The 17389-nt window shown below is 70.9% G+C and carries 10 protein-coding genes; 5 read left to right on the plus strand and 5 right to left on the minus strand.

Going from position 1 to position 17389, the window contains the following annotated elements; genetic code table 11:
* Positions 1-49: 49 nt before the first annotated feature.
* The 4 genes from QNA09_RS23500 to QNA09_RS23515 form a co-directional block, all read right to left on the minus strand.
* Positions 50-4096: a bifunctional nitrate reductase/sulfite reductase flavoprotein subunit alpha gene (locus QNA09_RS23500; protein WP_119700243.1), complete on the minus strand. Its 4047-nt coding sequence runs from the start codon at positions 4094-4096 to the stop codon at positions 50-52.
* 242 nt (positions 4097-4338) lie between these two features.
* Positions 4339-6525 carry a catalase/peroxidase HPI gene (gene katG, locus QNA09_RS23505; RefSeq protein ID WP_119700244.1) on the minus strand — a complete coding sequence of 729 codons (2187 nt, stop codon included), beginning with the start codon at positions 6523-6525 and terminating at the stop codon, positions 4339-4341.
* Between the two features lie 39 nt (positions 6526-6564).
* Positions 6565-7008: a Fur family transcriptional regulator gene (locus QNA09_RS23510; protein WP_010595420.1), complete on the minus strand. Its 444-nt coding sequence runs from the start codon at positions 7006-7008 to the stop codon at positions 6565-6567.
* Positions 7009-7113: 105 nt separating this feature from the next.
* The gene (locus QNA09_RS23515) at positions 7114-8568 is read right to left on the minus strand and encodes a CCA tRNA nucleotidyltransferase (RefSeq protein WP_010595421.1); all 1455 of its coding nucleotides are present in this window, start codon (positions 8566-8568) and stop codon (positions 7114-7116) included.
* 98 nt (positions 8569-8666) lie between these two features.
* Here QNA09_RS23515 and QNA09_RS23520 point away from each other — a divergent pair, with 98 nt between their 5' ends.
* The 5 genes from QNA09_RS23520 (at position 8667) to QNA09_RS23540 (ending at position 16789) form a co-directional block, all read left to right on the plus strand.
* Positions 8667-9260: an NUDIX hydrolase gene (locus tag QNA09_RS23520; protein WP_010595422.1), complete on the plus strand. Its 594-nt coding sequence runs from the start codon at positions 8667-8669 to the stop codon at positions 9258-9260.
* A complete protein-coding gene (locus tag QNA09_RS23525) occupies positions 9257-11590 on the plus strand; it encodes a DUF6049 family protein (RefSeq protein ID WP_017681026.1) in 2334 nt (777 codons plus the stop codon). The genes QNA09_RS23520 and QNA09_RS23525 overlap by 4 nt, the downstream gene beginning before the upstream one ends.
* A complete protein-coding gene (gene murJ / locus QNA09_RS23530; RefSeq protein ID WP_308072124.1) occupies positions 11587-15411 on the plus strand; it encodes a murein biosynthesis integral membrane protein MurJ in 3825 nt (1274 codons plus the stop codon). Before QNA09_RS23525 ends, murJ begins: the two co-directional genes overlap by 4 nt.
* Positions 15412-15493: 82 nt before the next feature.
* Positions 15494-16039 (plus strand): RNA polymerase sigma factor SigM, encoded by a 546-nt coding sequence (gene sigM, locus QNA09_RS23535; protein WP_010595426.1) that lies wholly within the window; start codon positions 15494-15496, stop codon positions 16037-16039.
* 51 nt (positions 16040-16090) lie between these two features.
* A complete protein-coding gene (locus QNA09_RS23540; protein WP_010595427.1) occupies positions 16091-16789 on the plus strand; it encodes a hypothetical protein in 699 nt (232 codons plus the stop codon).
* 12 nt (positions 16790-16801) lie between these two features.
* Here the strand turns inward: QNA09_RS23540 and QNA09_RS23545 are convergent, their stop codons facing one another.
* Complete coding sequence (locus QNA09_RS23545) at positions 16802-17371, minus strand: TetR/AcrR family transcriptional regulator (protein ID WP_119700245.1); 570 nt, start codon at positions 17369-17371, stop codon at positions 16802-16804.
* Between the last annotated feature and the right edge of the window lie 18 nt (positions 17372-17389).

A 17389-nucleotide genomic window follows, 5' to 3' on the forward strand; every position in this document is an offset into this window, starting at 1 on the left:
TACTTCCGCGTCTGCGGGCCTATCAACCGAAAATCGACGAATCTGCGGTTCAGTACACGTCGCGCACGTAGCGCTTCTCCGCGGCGAGTTGCTCGACGTACGCCTCGGCGTCCACCGCGTCGAGCCGGCCGTGCACCTGAACCACCTCGCGCAGCGTCTCGTCGACGTCCTTCGCCATCCGGCTCGCGTCGCCGCACACGTAGAAGTGGGCACCGTCCTGCAACCACTTCCACAGCTGCGCTCCGTGCTCGCGCATCCGGTCCTGCACGTAGATCTTCTGTCGCTGGTCGCGGGAGAAGGCGAGATCGAGCCGGGTCAGGAAGCCGTCGGCGTGCATCGCCTCGATCTCGTCCCGGTACAGGTAGTCGGTCGACGACCGCTGATCGCCGAAGAACAGCCAGTTCCGGCCGGTGTGGCCCATCTCGCGGCGATCGTGCAGGAAGGCGCGGAACGGTGCGACACCGGTGCCGGGCCCGACCATGATCATCGGGGTGTCCGGAGTCCGGGGCGGCCGGAAGTGGGTGCTGCGCTGGACGAAGATGGGAATGTCGACGCCGTGACTGTGGTCGGCGAGGAAGCTCGAGCACACCCCCGCCCGGGCGATGCCCTCGTAGTTGTACCGCACCACCGACACGGTCAGCTGCACCTCGCGGGGGTTGGTCCGCGGGCTCGACGAGATCGAGTACAGGCGGGGCTGCAACCGCTTGAGCACGGGCAGCCATTCCGCGATCGGCGCCTTGAACGGATACGCCGCGATCACGTCCATCGCCTGCTTGCCCCACAACCACCGCTGCAACTCGATCTTGTTGCCCGGGCGCAGCAGCTTCGCCAGTTCCGCGCTCTGGGTCTGCTCGTGGACGAAGCGCAGCAGCTCGGGGGTCACCCGAGCGATCTCGAGGTGCCGGGTCACGGCCTCGCGCAGCGGAATGGTCGGCAGATCCGGGAATTCCACGGGTGTTTCGGGATCGAGCGCGGTGACCTGGAGCCATTCGTCGACCGCCTCGGGTCCGTTGGTGGGCATCACGCCGAGCGCGTCGCCCGCCTCGTACACGAAATCCGGGTCGTACAACTCGAATCCGAACTGGCGCACATCCTTCGACGAACCGGACCCGCTGAGCGGCACGTTCCGGGTCAGGCGCGTGACGAGCGGCGCCTTCCGGCTGTAGGCGGGTTCGGACTTCGCCGGCGGTCCCGGCGCGGACGGAGCCGGCACGGCCCCGTCGAGACGCACGAGTTGCTCGACCGTGGCGAGCCATTCGCCGGCCGGTCCCTCGTAGTCGGGTTCGCAGTCCACCCGCTGCGTGAGCCGGGTGGCTCCGAGTTCGGCGAGGCGCTCGTCGATGCGGCGGCCGTGGCCGCAGAAGTCGTCGTAGCTCGAGTCGCCGAACGCCAGCACGGCGTAGCGGGTGTCGGGGAGGCGGGGTGTGTCGTCCCGGTCGAGCGCGTTCCAGAACGCGGTGCCGTTGTCCGGGGCGTCGCCGTCGCCGAACGTGCTGGTGACGACGAGCAGATCGCGCACCCCGGTCAGCGTGGACACGTCGACGTCGTCCATCCCGGTCAGGGTGACGGGCCTGCCCGCGGCGCGCAGCCGCTCGGCGCACAACCGGGCGAACTCCTCGGCATTGCCGGTCTGCGAGGCCCACACCACCACCACCGGCGCCACCCCGTCGGACTCGTCGCGGTCCTGCGCGGTGTGCGAGAAGTGTCCCGCCAGCATCCCGTCCACCCAGGCGCGGGTGGCGGCCGGCAGCGGAGCGGACGCCGGGAGCACGGGGACACCCGCCTGCCCGGACTCCCGGAATCCCGCCAGAAATCCGGTCAGATAGTGTTTTTCGAGTTCGTCGAGTACCGGCCGCGCCGTGTCGGCCAGTCCGAGCGCGGAGGCGAGACGGTCCGCCGGCGCGTCGTCCCCGGCCGCCGTCGCCACCTTCGTCAGCGACACCGCGCACACCTTGAACTCCGGCTGCAGCGACGCGGGATCGACGGCGTCGTTGGTGACCGCGTTGACCGCCAGGTACTCCCCGAACATGTCGTTCCAGTGGAACGGGGCGAAGCAGCATCCCGGCCGGACCCGGTCGGTGACCACGGCCGGCAGCACCGCCCGGCCGCGGCGGGACGCGACCTCCACCTGGTCGCCGTCCGATATCGAGAGCCTCTGCGCGTCGGCAGGATTGATCTCGACGAAGGGTCCGGGGTTCAGCTTGGTGAGCTTGGCGACCTTCCCCGTCTTGGTGAGGGTGTGCCACTGGTGCTGGACGCGGCCGGTGTTGAGCACGACGGGGAAGTCGTCGTCGGGCATCTCGGCCGGCAGCATGTGGGGGCGGGGATGGAACACGGCCCGGCCGCTGGCGGTGGCGAACCGCAGCCGGGGGAGGGAGCCGTCCCCGGACCTCAGCAGGGTCTGGCTCACGCCGTCGTTCAGATAGCGGATCGGGTTCCGGTCGGTCGCGCCCTCGGGCGGGCACGGCCACTGCACGGGGGTCTCGCGCAGCCGGTCGTAGCTGATTCCGCGCAGGTCGTATCCGGTCTTCGGGTTCCGGAAGCGCCTGATCTCCTCGAAGATCTCCTCGGAGCACGAGTAGGTGAACGCCTCGGCGTAGCCCATCGCGCAGGCGACGCGCGCGATGATCTGCCAGTCCGGCAGGGCCTGCCCGACCGGGTCGATCGCCTGTCGCAACAGCGTCAGGTTGCGCTCGGAGTTGACCATCACCCCCTCCGACTCCGCCCACAGCGCTCCCGGTAGCAGGATGTCCGCGTACGCGGTGGTCTCGGTCTCGAGGAAGACGTCCTGTGCGACGACGAGCTCCGCCCTCTCGAGCGCTTCGACGACGGTGCGCCGATTAGCCACGGAGGCAACCGGATTGGTGCAGATGATCCAGCAGGCCCGGATGGCACCGGCGGCCATCTGCTCGAACATGTCGATCGTGCCCTTGCCGACGGTGGTGGGGATCGCACCGGCTGGCAGCCCCCACTGCTGCTCGACGAAGGTCCGCTCGGCGTCGTCGAGAACGGACCGCTGCCCCGGCAGACCGGGCCCCATGTACCCCATCTCGCGCCCGCCCATCGCGTTGGGCTGACCGGTGAGCGAGAAGGGGCCGCTGCCGGTGCGACAGATCGCGCCGGTGGCCAGGTGCAGGTTGCAGACCGCATTGGTGTTCCAGGTGCCGTGCGTGCTCTGGTTCAGGCCCATCGTCCAGCACGACATCCAGTTGCCCGCCTCGCCGATCCACCGCGCGGCCGTGCGGATGTCGTCCTCGGCCAGCCCGGTGATCTCCGCGACGCGCTCGGGCGTGTAGTCCGCGAGGAAGGGAGGCATGGCCTCCCAGCCCTCGGTGAACTCCGCCACGAAGTCCCGGTCGACGTGCCCGTTCTCGACGATCAGGTGCAACAGGCCGTTGAGCAGCGCCAGGTCGGTCCCGGGCGCGATCTGCAGGAACAGGCCCGCCTTCTCGGCGGTGGGGGTGCGCCGGGGGTCGACGACGACGAGTCTGGCCCCGGCCTTGACCCGGTTCATCATCCTGAGGAAGAGGATGGGATGGCAGTCGGCCATGTTCGCGCCGCTGACGAAGAACAGGTCGGCGTGGTCGAAGTCCTGGTAGGAACCGGGCGGGCCGTCCGCACCGAGCGACTGCTTGTATCCGGTGCCGGCGCCGGCCATGCACAACCGGGAGTTGGACTCGATGTTGTTGGTACCGACGAATCCCTTCGCGAGCTTGGTCACCAGGTACTGCGCCTCGAGCGACATCTGTCCGGAGACGTAGAAGGACAGGGCGTCGGGGCCGTGCTCGTCGAGCACCCCCCGCAACCGGCGGGCCGTGTCGGCGATCGCGGCGTCGACGTCCACGGGCACCGGGGCGTCCCCGCGTTCGGTGCGACGGTACGCGGTCTCCATGCGTCCGCCGGCGGCCAGCATCTCCGCGCTGGTCGCCCCCTTCGTGCAGAGACGCCCGAAGTTGGTGGGGTGGTCCTTGTCGCCGTACGCGTCGAGCACCCGCCGGGCACCGGTGGCGGGATCGAGGCCGACCTCGAGCACCATGCCGCAGCCCACGCCGCAGTATGAGCAGGCGGTCTTGACCTTCGTGATCTCGCCCTGCATCGAACCGCTCCTCACCTGGGTCGGCCACGTTCCTCCGGCCGCGTCCCATGCTCCCGACCCCGTGTTTCGTGAGCATTAACCGTGGTGAGTCCCCGGTGACATCTGGCTCACGATTCGCCGTGCGGGCCGGTGAGAGGGTGAGCGCGCACCCCGGACGCACGGCATCCCGCCGGCCGTCACAGCCGGCGGGATGCCGCCCCGAGATGTGAGGATCGGTCCGGGTGAGGCCCGACCCTCAGGGATCAGGTGAGGTCGAACCGGTCGAGGTTCATCACCTTGTTCCAGGCCGCGACGAAGTCCTGCACGAACTTCTCCTGCGCGTCGGCGCTGCCGTAGACCTCGGCGATGCCGCGCAACTGCGAGTTCGAACCGAAGACCAGGTCGACGGCCGTGGCTGTCCACCTGACCTCACCCGAGGCCCGGTCGCGGCCCTCGTAGATGTTCTCGGCGGTCTCGGACACCTTCCACTCGGTGCCCATGTCGACCAGGTTGACGAAGAAGTCGGTCGTCAGCGCCCCGGGCCGGTCGGTGAAGACACCGTGGGCGGAGCCACCGAAGTTGGCGTCGAGGGCTCGCAGGCCGCCGACGAGCACCGTCATCTCCGGGGCGGTCAGCGTGAGCAGGTTCGCCCGGTCCAGCAGCAGGCGCTCGGGCGGCTGCTTCTCCCCGTTGCGCAGGTAGTTGCGGAACCCGTCGGCCCGGGGCTCGAGTACGGCGAACGACTCCGTATCGGTCTGTTCCTGCGAGGCATCGGTGCGGCCCGGCGAGAACGGGACCGTGATCTCGACACCGGCATTCTTCGCCGCCTGCTCGACTGCGGCGCAGCCGCCGAGGACGATCAGATCGGCGAGCGAGACCTGCTTCCCGGACTGCGCGCCGTTGAAATCCTGCCGGATCCGCTCGAGCACCGGCAGTACCTCGGCCAGCTTGTCCGGTTCGTTGATCGCCCAGCTCTTCTGCGGCTCGAGGCGGATGCGGGCGCCGTTGGCCCCGCCGCGCTTGTCGGTGCCGCGGAAGCTCGCCGCCGACGCCCACGCGGTCGCGACCAACTGCGGGATGGACAGTCCCGACTCGAGGATCTCGGTCTTCAGGGCGGCGATGTCGTCCGCGCCGATCAGTTCGTGATCGACTGCGGGGACGGGGTCCTGCCACAGCTGCGCCTCGGGGACCCACGGGCCGAGGTAGCGCGTGACCGGCCCCATGTCGCGGTGCAGCAACTTGTACCAGGCCTTGGCGAACTCCTCCTCGAATTCCTTCGGGTTGTCCAGCCAGCGACGGGTGATCGGCCCGTAGATCGGGTCGAGCCGCAACGAGAGGTCCGTGGTCAGCATCACCGGTGAGTGGCGCTTGGACGGATCGTGGGCGTCGGGGACGGCGTCGGCTGCGGCCCCGTCCTTCGGGATCCACTGCCACGCGCCGGCGGGGCTCTTGGTCTTCTCCCACTCGTAGCCGTACAGGGTTTCGAGGTAGGTGTTGTCCCATTGCCGCGGGGTGGGGGTCCAGGCGCCCTCGAGCCCGCTGGTGATCGCGTCCCCGCCGACGCCGGTGCCGTAGGAGTTCTTCCAGCCCAGGCCCATCTGCTCGATGGGGGCGGCCTCGGGCTCGGGACCGACGTGGTCGGCGGTCGCGGCCCCGTGGGTCTTGCCGATGGTGTGCCCGCCCGCGATGAGGGCCGCCGTCTCGACGTCGTTCATCGCCATCCGGCCGAACGTCTCCCGGATGTCGATGGCCGCGGCGAGCGGATCCGGATTACCGTTGGGCCCTTCGGGATTGACGTAGATCAACCCCATCTGCACGGCGCCGAGCGGGCCGGACAGTTCCCGCTCGCCGCTGTACCGCTCGTCCCCGAGCCAGGTGTCCTCGGGGCCCCAGAACACCTCGTCGGGCTCCCAGATGTCCTCGCGGCCGAAGGCGAAACCGAACGTCTCGAATCCCATGGATTCGTACGCGCAGTTGCCGGCGAAGATCAGCAGATCCGCCCAGGAGAGCTTGCGGCCGTACTTCTGCTTGATCGGCCACAGCAGCCGGCGCGCCTTGTCGAGGCTCGCGTTGTCGGGCCAGCTGTTGAGGGGAGCGAAGCGCTGGGCGCCCTTGCCGCCACCGCCCCGGCCGTCGGCGATGCGGTACGTGCCCGCGGCATGCCAGCTCATCCGGATGAACAGCGGGCCGTAGTGGCCGTAGTCGGCCGGCCACCACGGCTGCGACGTCGTCATCAGGGCGAAGATGTCCTGTTTGAGGGCCTCGACGTCGAGGCTTGCGAACTCGTCGGCGTAGTTGTAGTCCGGTCCCATCGGATTGGACAGGGGCGAATGCTGGTGGAGGACCTGCAGATCCAGCTGGTTGGGCCACCAGTCCCGGTTGGTCCTGGGCCGATGCGGTTTCGGCTCGGGAGACGGGATTACCGGATTTTCGCTTTCACTGTTGGACACGTCGGCCCTTCCTTCCGGATGCGGTGAATCTGACGGTGATCACGGATGTGACCGCGAAGCGTGAGCTGCCGAGCAGTCGGGGCACGTGCCCCAGTAGATGACCTCCGCCTCGTCGACGTGGAAGCCGCTGTGGTCGGACGCCGTCAGACAGGGCGCCTCGCCGACGGCACAGTCGACGTCGACGATGGCCCCACAGGACCGGCAGACGAGGTGGTGGTGGTTGTCCCCGACCCGCGACTCGTAGCGGGCGACGGAACCGGACGGCTGGATCCGCCGCACCAGACCTGCACCGGTCAGGGCGTGCAGCACGTCGTACACGGTCTGCCGGGACACGTCCGGCAGACCGGTGCGCACGGCCCCGAAGATCGTCTCCGTGTCGGCGTGCGGGTGCTCGTGCACCGCCTCCAGCACTGCGATCCGGGGCCGGGTCACCCGCAGCTCCGCCGTACGCAATTGCTCCACGAATTCCTGCGTCGAGGGCACGGGGATACTATGACGCACTTTTCTGGAATGAGTCATGACTTTGACGCAATCGCAGCATGATCAGAATTCGCGCGTATGCCCGGGGCGGCCGCGGCTCCCCGGCCGCTAGGACTTCGGTTGCTGCGACCACCACTTCAACAGCTCGGCCTCGGCCTCGTCGCGATCGAGGGGTCCACGGTCGAGCCGCAGCTCCTTGAGGAACTTCCACGCCTGCCCCACCTGCGGGCCGGGCTTCAGGCCGAGCAGTTCCATGATGGCGTTGCCGTCGAGGTCGGGCCGGACCTTCGCCAGGTCCTCCTGCTCGGCGATGCGCTCGATGCGCGTCTCGAGATCGTCGTAGGTGGCCTGCAGCGCCGCGGCCCGGCGCTTGTTGCGGGTGGTGCAGTCCGCCCGGACCAGCTTGTGCAGCCGGGGCAGCAGGTCACCGGCGTCGTGCACGTAGCGACGGACCGCCGAATCCGTCCACTGGCCCTTGCCGTAGCCGTGGAACCGCAGGTGCAGGAACACGAGCTGACCGACGTCGTCGATCATCTGCTTGGAGTACTTCAGGGCCCGCATCCGTTTGCGGACGAGCTTGGCGCCGACGACCTCGTGGTGGTGGAAGCTGACGCCGCCGCCCGGCTCGTTGCGCTTCGTCGCGGGCTTGCCGATGTCGTGCAGCAGGGCCGCCCAGCGCAGCACGAGGTCGGGGTCGCCGTCCTCGAGGTCGATGGCCTGCCGGAGCACGGTCAGCGAATGCCAGTACACGTCCTTGTGCTGATGGTGCTCGTCGATCTCGAGCTTCATCGCGGGGATCTCCGGGATCACTCGCTCGGCGAGGCCCGTCTCGACCATGATGTCGATGCCCTCGATGGGGTAGTCACCGAGGATCAGCTTGTCGAGTTCGGCCTGCACCCGCTCGGCGCTGATCCGCAGGATCTCGTCGGCCATGGCCACGATCGCGTCGTGCACGCGTTCGGCCAGCCCGAACCCTAGCTGGGAGACGAACCGCGCCGCGCGCAGCATCCGCAGCGGGTCGTCGTGGAACGACTCGCTCGGCAGCGCGGGCGTGTCGATGACCCCGGCGAGCAGGGCATCCATTCCGCCGAGGGGATCGACGAAGTCCTCCGCGCCGGTCGGGCCGATCCGCACGGCCATCGCGTTGACGGTGAAGTCGCGCCGGACGAGGTCGTCCTCGAGGCGGGTGCCGTACTCGACGATCGGATGGCGGGTGACGCGGTCGTACGCGTCGCTGCGGAACGTGGTGATCTCGATCTGCTCCGGTCCCTTGACCGCGCTGATCGTGCCGAAGTCGATGCCGGTGTCCCACTGGTGGTCGGCCCAGCCGCGCAGCAGCGCCTGCACCTGCTCGGGCCGCGCATCGGTGGTGAAGTCGAGATCGGTCCCGAGGCGACCGAGGACCGCGTCCCGGACGCTCCCTCCCACCAGGTAGAGCTCGTGACCGGCGGCGGTGAAGCGCGCACCGAGCGGCGCCAGGATGTCCGACAGCGCACGCAGCGTCGCGTCGGCCCCGGCGAGCAGTCGGGCGCGCCGCTCGGTGTCGGTGGAGGGAGAGTTCACGTCTTCGAACCTTACCGAGGTGGCCGAACGCACCGGTGCGCGCTCCGGACGTGCCTGGTTGAACCGCCGGGCGCGTCCCGCCAACTAGTATCGATGGGGTGTCGCCCGCAGAACGTGCCAACCGCAACCGCCGCACCTCGCGGCGGCGTGGCGCGGGCGCCAAGTCCGGTGGCCGGTCCACCTCCGACACGTCGAAGCCTCACCTGCGCACGGTCCGCGAGACCTCGGCCGGGGGACTGGTGGTCGACGGCCTCGGCGGACCCCCCGAGAAACTGTGCGCGGCGTTGATCGGACGCACCGACCGTCGGGGCCGGCTGCTGTGGTCGCTGCCGAAGGGACACATCGAGAAGGGTGAGACCGCCGAGCAGACGGCGATGCGCGAGGTCCACGAGGAGACCGGCATCCACGGCACCGTCCTCGCCACCCTCGGCAGCATCGACTACTGGTTCGTCACCGAGGGCCGGCGCGTCCACAAGACCGTGCACCACTACCTGCTGCGCTACCTGGACGGCGAGCTCTCCGACGCCGACGTCGAGGTCACCGAGGTGGCCTGGGTCCCGCTGCCGGAGCTGCGCTCGCGCCTGGCGTACGCGGACGAGCGCAGGCTCGCCGACGTCGCCGACCAGTTGATCGCCGAGATGGATCCGTCGATGCTGCTCGGACCCGGCGGACCGGAGGCCCGTCTCGGATGACGTCGGCAGCTCGCCGGGCCGCGGCGGCCGTTCTCGCCGTGCTCGCGCTCGTCCTGACGACGGCGGGCGTGTCCGTCGCCCAGCCGCGCAGCGACGGGTCCGACGCGCCGCGCTTCCTCGAACTGCGCATCGACTCGGTGACGCCGACGACGGTGTCCACCAGCAGCGAGCCGGTGGTGACGGTGACCGGCACGCTCGAGAACGTCGGGGACCGCGACGTCGAGGACATCGCCGTGCGGCTGCAGCGTGCCCCGGCGGTCGGCTCCGCCGAGGAGCTGCGCACCGCGTTGACCTGGGATCAGACCGCCTACGACCGCACGGGTCCGTTCGAATCGGTCGCCGACGTCCTCGAGCGGGGTGAGCAGCGGCAGTTCCGTCTCGAACTGGCGCTGCGCTCGGCGCAGGACCCGTCGCTGGGAATCGACGCACCCGGGGTGTACCCGCTGCTCGTCAACGTCAACGGCGCTCCCGAGTACGGCGGTCAGGCCCGGCTCGACGACGCCCGGTTCCTGCTGCCCGTGCTCGGGGTGCCCCCGAGCGAGAACCGGACGGACCGCCCCGTGCCGCCGGACACGTCCGCACCCGTGGGGATCACGATGATGTGGCCGCTCGCGGACCGGCCGCGTCTCGCGGCGGGGGTGCCCGGCTCGGCGACGGAGCCGGTCCGCCTCGTCGACGACGACCTTGCGACGTCGCTCGCCGACGGCGGTCGTCTCGACGGACTGCTCGACGCCGCCGAACGGGCGGCCACCGCCGAGGACCGCCGCGTCGCCGACGCGCTGTGCCTGGCTGTCGACCCCGACCTGCTCGTCACCGTCGCCAACATGACCCGCGGCTATCTGGTGGTCGAGGACCCCGCCGAGCCGATGGGCGACGCCCGCGACGGGGAGGGGACGGCGGCGGCCGCCGCGTGGCTGGAACGGTTGCGAGCCGTCGCCGGCTCGATGTGCACGGTCGCGGTGCCCTTCGCCCAGGTCGACACCGCCGCCCTCGCCGAACTCGACGACGCCTCGCTCGCCGGGCCCGCCCTCGCCGCCCCCACCGGGATCGTGAACACGATCCTCGGGATCACCACGACCCGCGACGACGTGGTCTGGCCCGATGCCGGGGTCCTGACCGAGAAGGCGGGGGCGTTGCTCGCCGCCGACAGTCCGGTGACGGCTCTGCTCGCCGACACCGCGGTCGACGCCGCGGACGCGGCCGCGGGCACGGGTCCCGCGCCCGTGCGGGGCGTGGACGGCCTGTCCACGGTCCTGTTCGACAGCGCCGCCGCGACCGCGCTCGCGGCGCTCGGTGACGCACCGCAGACGCCGTCGTTCACCGACGAGGACGCCCGCTACGACCTCACCGAGGATTCCCCGGACGCCCGTCTGCAGGACGCGCTGGGCGCCCTGAGCTGGTCCGCGCTGCGCACCCGGGACGACGTCACCCGGACCGTGTCCACCGGCGCACCCGCGGCCCCGGACTCCGTGCTGTTCGCGCCGCCGCAGTCGTGGAGCGCATCCGGCGACGACGCCGCCGCGGTCCTGTCGATGGTCGGCACGCTGATCCGCTCGGGCCTGGCCACCGCGCGTCCGTTCGACACCCTGTTCACACCGGTCCCCGGGGACACGCCCACTGTCGCGCTGTCCTACCCGGAGCAGGCCATCGTCGACGGCGCCTCGGCCGAGGTGATGGACACGGCCCGTGAGCAGGCGCCCCGCCTGGATGCGTTCGAGGAGGCGCTCGTCGAGGATCCCCAGGCACAGCTCACGCCGCAGCAGTTCACCGCGCCGTTGCGCGAGGATCTGCTGCGCGCGATGAGTCTGGCGGGCCGGCGCGGACCCGACCCCGGCGCCGCAGCACGCGACGCGGTGCGGCGCGGCGACGAGGTCCGCGACGCCGTCGACGGGATGTTCGCGGGGGTGACCGTGCTCTCACCCGGTGGCGTCTACACGCTGACCTCGGAGCAGAGTCCCCTACTGTTGGTCGCGCGCAACGATCTGCCGGTGGGCATCACCGTGCGGCTGCACGTGGACGCCCCGTCGGCGATGAAGATCACCGACATCGGGCCCACACAGCTGCCGCCGCGGGGCAGCCGCACCCTCACGGTGCCCGCGCAGATCAGCGATTCGCGGAAGATCGGTGTCGAGTTCGCCCTGACCACGGAGTCCGGGCTGCCGCTCGGCACCCCGACGAACGTGACGGTACGGTCCAACGCGTACGGCCAGGTTCTCGCGATCGTCACCGGCTGTGCGGGGGCGCTGCTGCTGTTCCTGGCGGGCCGTCGTCTCCTGCACCGCTTCCGCGGCGAGCCCGATCCAGCCGACGAAGGGTACGAGAAGCAATGACCGGGAATCCGACCCGTGAGGACGTCGCCCCGCCCGCCCCCGCGGCGGCGGAGCCGGCCCCGCGTAAGAACCCCGGCCTCCTCGCCGCGACCGGCTCGATCGCCTTCGCCACCCTGATCAGCCGGATCACCGGCTTCGTCAAGCAGGTGCTGCTGCTGACCCTGCTCGGTGCCGCCGTCGCCAGCTCCTACACGGTCGCCGCCCAGATCCCGAACATGATCTCCGAGCTGGTGCTCGGCGCCGTCCTCACCTCGATCGTCGTGCCGGTGCTGGTCCGCGCGGAACGCGAGGACCCGGACGGCGGTGCGGCCTTCGTCCGGCGCCTGTTCACCGTCTCCGTCACCGTGCTCGGGCTCGCCGCCCTGCTGGCCACCGCCGCCGCGCCGGTCCTCGTCACCCGGTTCTTCCTCGACGACACGGGCAAGGTGTCGACGACGCTGACCACGGCGCTGACGTATCTGCTGCTGCCGGCGATCCTGTTCTACGGCCTGTCGGCGCTGCTCACCGCCATCCTGAACACCCGGCAGGTGTTCAAGCCGGGCGCGTGGGCGCCGGTGCTCAACAACGTCGTCGTCATCACGGTTCTCGTCCTGTACTTCCTGCTGCCCGGGGAGATCACCCTCGACCCGGTGCGGATGAGCGACCCGCACCTGCTCCTGCTCGGCTGCGGCGTCACCCTCGGTGTGGTGACCCAGGCGATGTCCCTGGTGCCGGCGCTGCGCCGCGAGGGGATCAGCCTCAAACCGCTGTGGGGGCTCGACGACCGGTTGCGCCAGTTCGGCGGCATGGGCGCAGCCATCGTGCTGTACGTGCTCATCAGCCAGGCGGGCATGGTGTTCGCGACCCACGTCTCGTCGAGTGCCGACGCGGCCGGTCCGGCGATCTACAACAACGCGTGGTTGCTGCTGCAGCTGCCGTACGGCGTCCTCGGCGTCACGGTGCTCACGGCGATCATGCCGCGGCTGAGCCGCAACGCCGCCGCGGAGGACACCCCCGCCGTGGTGGACGACCTGTCGGTCGCGACCCGGCTGACGATGATCGCGCTGATCCCGATCGTCGTGTTCTTCACCGTCGCCGGCCCGCAGATCGGCACGGCCCTGTACGGCTACGGCAGCTTCGGCGAGGGCAACGCCGAACGGCTCGGCCAGGCCGTCAGCTGGTCGGCGTTCACCCTGATCCCGTACGCCCTCGTCCTCATCCATCTGCGCGTGTTCTACGCGCGCGAGCAGGCGTGGACCCCCACGTGGATCATCCTCGGCATCACCGCCGTGAAGGTCGCCCTGTCCGCCCTCGCGCCCGTCGTCGCCCGCAACGACGACCAGGTGGTGCTGCTGCTGGGCGTGGCGACCGGCCTGGCGTTCACGGTCGGGGCGGGCATCGGCGGATTCCTGCTGCACCGCGCCCTCGGCGATCTGCGGATGGCGAACGTGGGCCGGACCCTGTGGCACGTGGTGACCGCGTCGGCCGCGGGCGCCGTGGTGATGCTGATCGCCGATCGGCTGCTGCGGCTCGGTGCGCTCAGCGACCGGTTCGGCGGCGTCGGCTCGATGGTGCGCGTCGCGATCACCGGCGCGCTGATGCTGCTGGTGACTCTCACGGTCATGTGGCTGCTGAAGGTGCCCGAGATCCTGGCGATCACCGCGGCGGTCCGGCGCAAGGTCGATGCGCTGCGCGGTCGCACGCCGGTCGAACCGGAGATCGCCGAGGCCGATGCCGACGAGATCGCCGAACTCGAGGCGGCCCGGGAGTCCGAGGCGGAGAAGACCATCGTGTTGCCACGACTGGACTACGGCGACTACGGGGTGGCCCCCTACGACGCGGTCACCGAGGTGCTTCCCGCGCTCCGGAACCTGCCGAGCCACATCGATGCACACGGGCAACTCCCGTACCCTGGTCGACGGCAGGTTCGGACCGCCCGGGACGGATCGCGCCGGTTCGCGGATGCCGGACGGCCTCCCGGCTACCTCCGGGGCGGGCGAGTCGAACAAGAAGGAGTGAGGGTGAGCGACGATCACGCTACCGGTAAGTCCACGGTCGATGAGTCCGCATCGACCGATCCCGGTTCGGTGTCCACAGACGCCGACGGCACGCGGTCCCCGCAGGCCGGCACGCCCGATCGTTCCCCCTCGTCCCGCAAGTCCGCCGACGGTGCGGCCGACGGCCGGTCCGGCGCCGGCCGGCCGCAGCGCGATCCTCACGTCGACACCGGCGTCGTCCCCGTCAGCTCGCCCCAGCTGCCGCCCCTGCGGGTGCCCGGGTCCGCTCCGCGCACCCCGATGCGCGGGCCGAAGCTGATCCCCGGCGCGTCGGTCGCCGGCGGTCGCTACCGTCTGCTCGCCCCGCACGGCGGCGCGCGCGGTCTGCGCTTCTGGCAGGCGCAGGACGTCAAGCTCGACCGTGAGGTGGCGCTGACGTTCGTCGACGCCGAGCAGCGCGCCGGGGACGTCACCGGTCCCGACGGTCCGCAGGCGATCCTTTCGCGCACGCTGCGCCTGGGACGGATCAACTCACCGGGGCTCGCCCGGGTACTCGACGTGGTCCGCGGCAGTTCGGGCGGCATCGTCGTCGCCGAGTGGACACCCGGTCGCTCGCTGCGCGAGATGTCCGGCACCGAGCCGTCCCCGCTCGGTGCGGCACGCGCGGTGCAGGCCCTCGCGGCCGCGGCCGAGGCTGCGCACCGCGGCGGTGGCGCCCTCTCGATCGACCACCCCGACCGGATCCGCATCAGTGTCGCCGGCGACGCGGTGCTGGCCTTCCCCGCCACCTTCGCCGACGCGGACGTCACCTCCGACGTCCGGGGCCTCGGCGCCGGCCTGTACGGCCTGATCACCGCGCGCTGGCCGCTGCCCGAGCAGGCCGCGCCCGGGCAGCAGCCCCCGGCCCAGACCGGCGGCACGATCGGCGGCATGCGCCCCGCGGACCTGACCGCCGAGGGCACCCCGGTCGAACCCCGCGCGCTGCGGCCGGAGGTGCCGTTCGAGATCTCCGCGGTCGCAGTGCGCGCGCTCGCGGCCGACGGCGGCATCCGGACGGCGGCCACCGTGCAGCACATCCTCGGCCAGGCCTCGGTCGTGGACCAGAAGACCGACATGATCCCGGCGCTGCGGCTCGGGCAGCGCAGTCCCGGCGCCACCAACCACGCGCTCGCGGACCCCGAGGCCCTCGCGGAGGAGAAGAAGCGGTCGGAGCGGATGCTGTTCGCGCTCGTCGGGCTCGGCATCACCACCGTGGTGCTGCTCGCCCTGATCGGCTGGTGGATCGCGAACCTGCTCGCGGGGGGCAGCTCCGACGAGCCCCTCACGAGTCAGGACTTCGGACTCACCCCGACCACCGAGGCCCCGTCGGAACCGGTGGCCCAGGCGCCGGCGCCGGCCGCGGCCGCGGGCCCGGTGGCGGCGTCGGCGGTGTCGGTGTTCTCCCCCCAGGGCACTCCGGACTCGCCGGCGACGGCGCGGTTGGCGATCGACGGCGATCCCTCGACGGAGTGGAGCACCGATGCCTACTTCCAGCCGTTTCCCGCGTTGAAGAACGGAGTGGGCCTGATGGTGGCGCTCGCCGAGCCGGCGGCGCTCTCGTCGGTGTCGGTGACATCGGACAGCCCGGGTACGAAGGTCGAGATCCGCAGCGCGCCGTCGGACCAGGCGTCACTGGACCAGACCCAGGTGATCGGGTCGGCGACACTGCGTTCCGGCGTCACGGAGATCCCGGTCGAGTCCGAGGGACGCACCTCCGACGTGCTGGTGTGGATCACGGGCCTGAGTACGTCCGGTGGCGGCAACAAGAGCTCGATCGCCGAGGTGACGTTCACCGCCGCCGAGTAGCCGGCGCTCGCACCCCCGGTAGCCCACCTCGATCGGCTACCATCCGCGCGTGCGAATTTTGGGGGGGATCGCAGGAATTGCCATGTCCGACGCCGAGTTGCTGGCGGCGCACGTGGCGGGGGACCGACGTGCGTTCGCGCACCTGCTCGAACGGCACTACGACCATCTGTGGCAGGTGGCGCGCCGCACCAGCTACTCGCCGGAGGATGCAGCGGACGCACTGCAGGAGGCGCTGCTGTCGGCGCATCGCACGGCGGGGAAGTTCCGGAACAACGCGGCGGTGCGCAGCTGGTTGCACACCATCGTGGTGAACGCGTGCCTGGACCGCATCCGGCGCAACAGGGCACGACCGACCGTTCCGCTGTACGACGACCACACCGACATCCGCGACGAACGAAATCGCATCGCGGAGCGGGAAATTGCGCTGGACATCGAGGCGGCGCTGTGCACCCTGCCACCGGAGCAGCGCGCCGCAATCGTCGCGGTCGACGTGGAAGGCCGGCCGGTGAGCGAGGCGGCCCGACGGCTCGGCGTCCCCGAGGGCACCGTCAAGAGCCGGTGCGCGCGGGGGCGTCGTCGGCTCGCGGTGCTTCTCGGCGACCTGCGGGAGACGGGGAACCGATCGTGAGCGGTGACCGTCTTATCCTGGTGAGGGCACCCGAGGCGGAGAGGACAGCGGATGACCGAGGACGAGCTGCCGCAGCCGCCGTATTCTGCCGACCTGCTCGCCGACCTGCACGCCGGTGTTCTGGACGACGATGTCGCCGCCCGGTTGTGGCCGGCGGTACGGCGGGATCCGGACGCCATGACGGTGATCGCCGCGCTCGACTCCGTCGGCCGCCGTCTGCGGGCTCTCGGTGAAGCCGAAGACGGCGGGGGGCCGTCGATCCCACCGGACGTCGCGGCCCGGATCGATACGGCGCTGACCGCCGACGCCGCCGCGCGTCGCCGCCGACGGCTCGCTGCGGCCGGCATCGGGACCGCGGCCGCGGCCGCGGTGGCGATCGGATTCGCCGTCGTCGCCCGCGGCGCGGACCGTCCGGAGATTCCGGCATCGACAGCTGCGCCTGCCCTCGTCGCTCCCGACACCGTCGCGCCCGACACCGACGTACTGGATCCGGCGACGTGGCGCGCGATGATCGGCTCGTCGGACACCGGTCCTCTGTCGGACCGGGAAGCCCTCCGAGAATGCCTCGACGCCAACGGGATCGACGAGTCACGACTACTACTGGGATCGCGCACGATCCGGTTCGACGGCCGGGAGGCGGTGGCACTGGTCCTGGGCGATCCCGCGTCGCCGCGGTTGACGGCGCTGGTGGTGGGTACCGGGTGTGGCGCCTCCGATCCGGCCACCCTGGCTGTCCACGGGATCGGCTGAGACGCAACGAGTTCACTCGTCGGCGGCGGGCAGCAGCAGGTCGAGGATCCGTGTCCGCAGGGACGACGTATCATCTTCGGCCGCAACGACACTCGCGAACATCGCCGCGCCCGCGGCAAGGACGAGCACGGCGCGCGCGTCGAGGTCGGCGCGGGCGGAGCCGTCGGAGAACAGGGCCGCGCTCGGGCCGCTGAAGTTGCGCCACAGCGTGTTCCGCAGATCCTCGTGATCACGGAGCGCCGCGACGAGCCCGGGCAGGGCAGCGCGGACGTCGGGGCGGGCGAACAGGTCCGCACTGCCCTGGACCACCCACTCGATCCAGCCCCGACGGTCCGCCCCCTGGATCGGTGCCAGGTCCGGCGCGGAGCCGAGAATCGAGTCGAGCACGAGGTGCGCCTTGGACGGCCACCGCCGGGCCAGCGCCGCCCGGCTCACCCCGGCGCGGGCCGCGATCCCGCGCAGGCTCAGGCGCTCCCAGCCGACCTCGAGCAGCATCGCACGGGTCACGGCGAGGACCTCGGTGTCGATGCGCGGATCGCGGGGGCGGCCGGCGGGCGTGGGGGAGCGGTCGGATGTGGTCATCACCGGTGATTGTGGCGC

The sequence above is a fragment of the Rhodococcus sp. AH-ZY2 genome (genome assembly GCF_030916465.1).
Lineage (GTDB): Bacteria > Actinomycetota > Actinomycetes > Mycobacteriales > Mycobacteriaceae > Rhodococcus > Rhodococcus ruber.

Excerpts from the sequence above, each read along its gene's own strand:
- QNA09_RS23500 (WP_119700243.1), bottom strand. The coding sequence starts at position 4,096 with ATGCAGGGCGAGATCACGAAGGTCAAGACCGCCTGCTCATACTGCGGC.
- QNA09_RS23525 (WP_017681026.1), top strand. The coding sequence starts at position 9,257 with ATGACGTCGGCAGCTCGCCGGGCCGCGGCGGCCGTTCTCGCCGTGCTC.
- murJ (WP_308072124.1), top strand. The coding sequence starts at position 11,587 with ATGACCGGGAATCCGACCCGTGAGGACGTCGCCCCGCCCGCCCCCGCG.
- sigM (WP_010595426.1), top strand. The coding sequence starts at position 15,494 with ATGTCCGACGCCGAGTTGCTGGCGGCGCACGTGGCGGGGGACCGACGT.
- QNA09_RS23540 (WP_010595427.1), top strand. The coding sequence starts at position 16,091 with ATGACCGAGGACGAGCTGCCGCAGCCGCCGTATTCTGCCGACCTGCTC.
- QNA09_RS23545 (WP_119700245.1), bottom strand. The coding sequence starts at position 17,371 with ATGACCACATCCGACCGCTCCCCCACGCCCGCCGGCCGCCCCCGCGAT.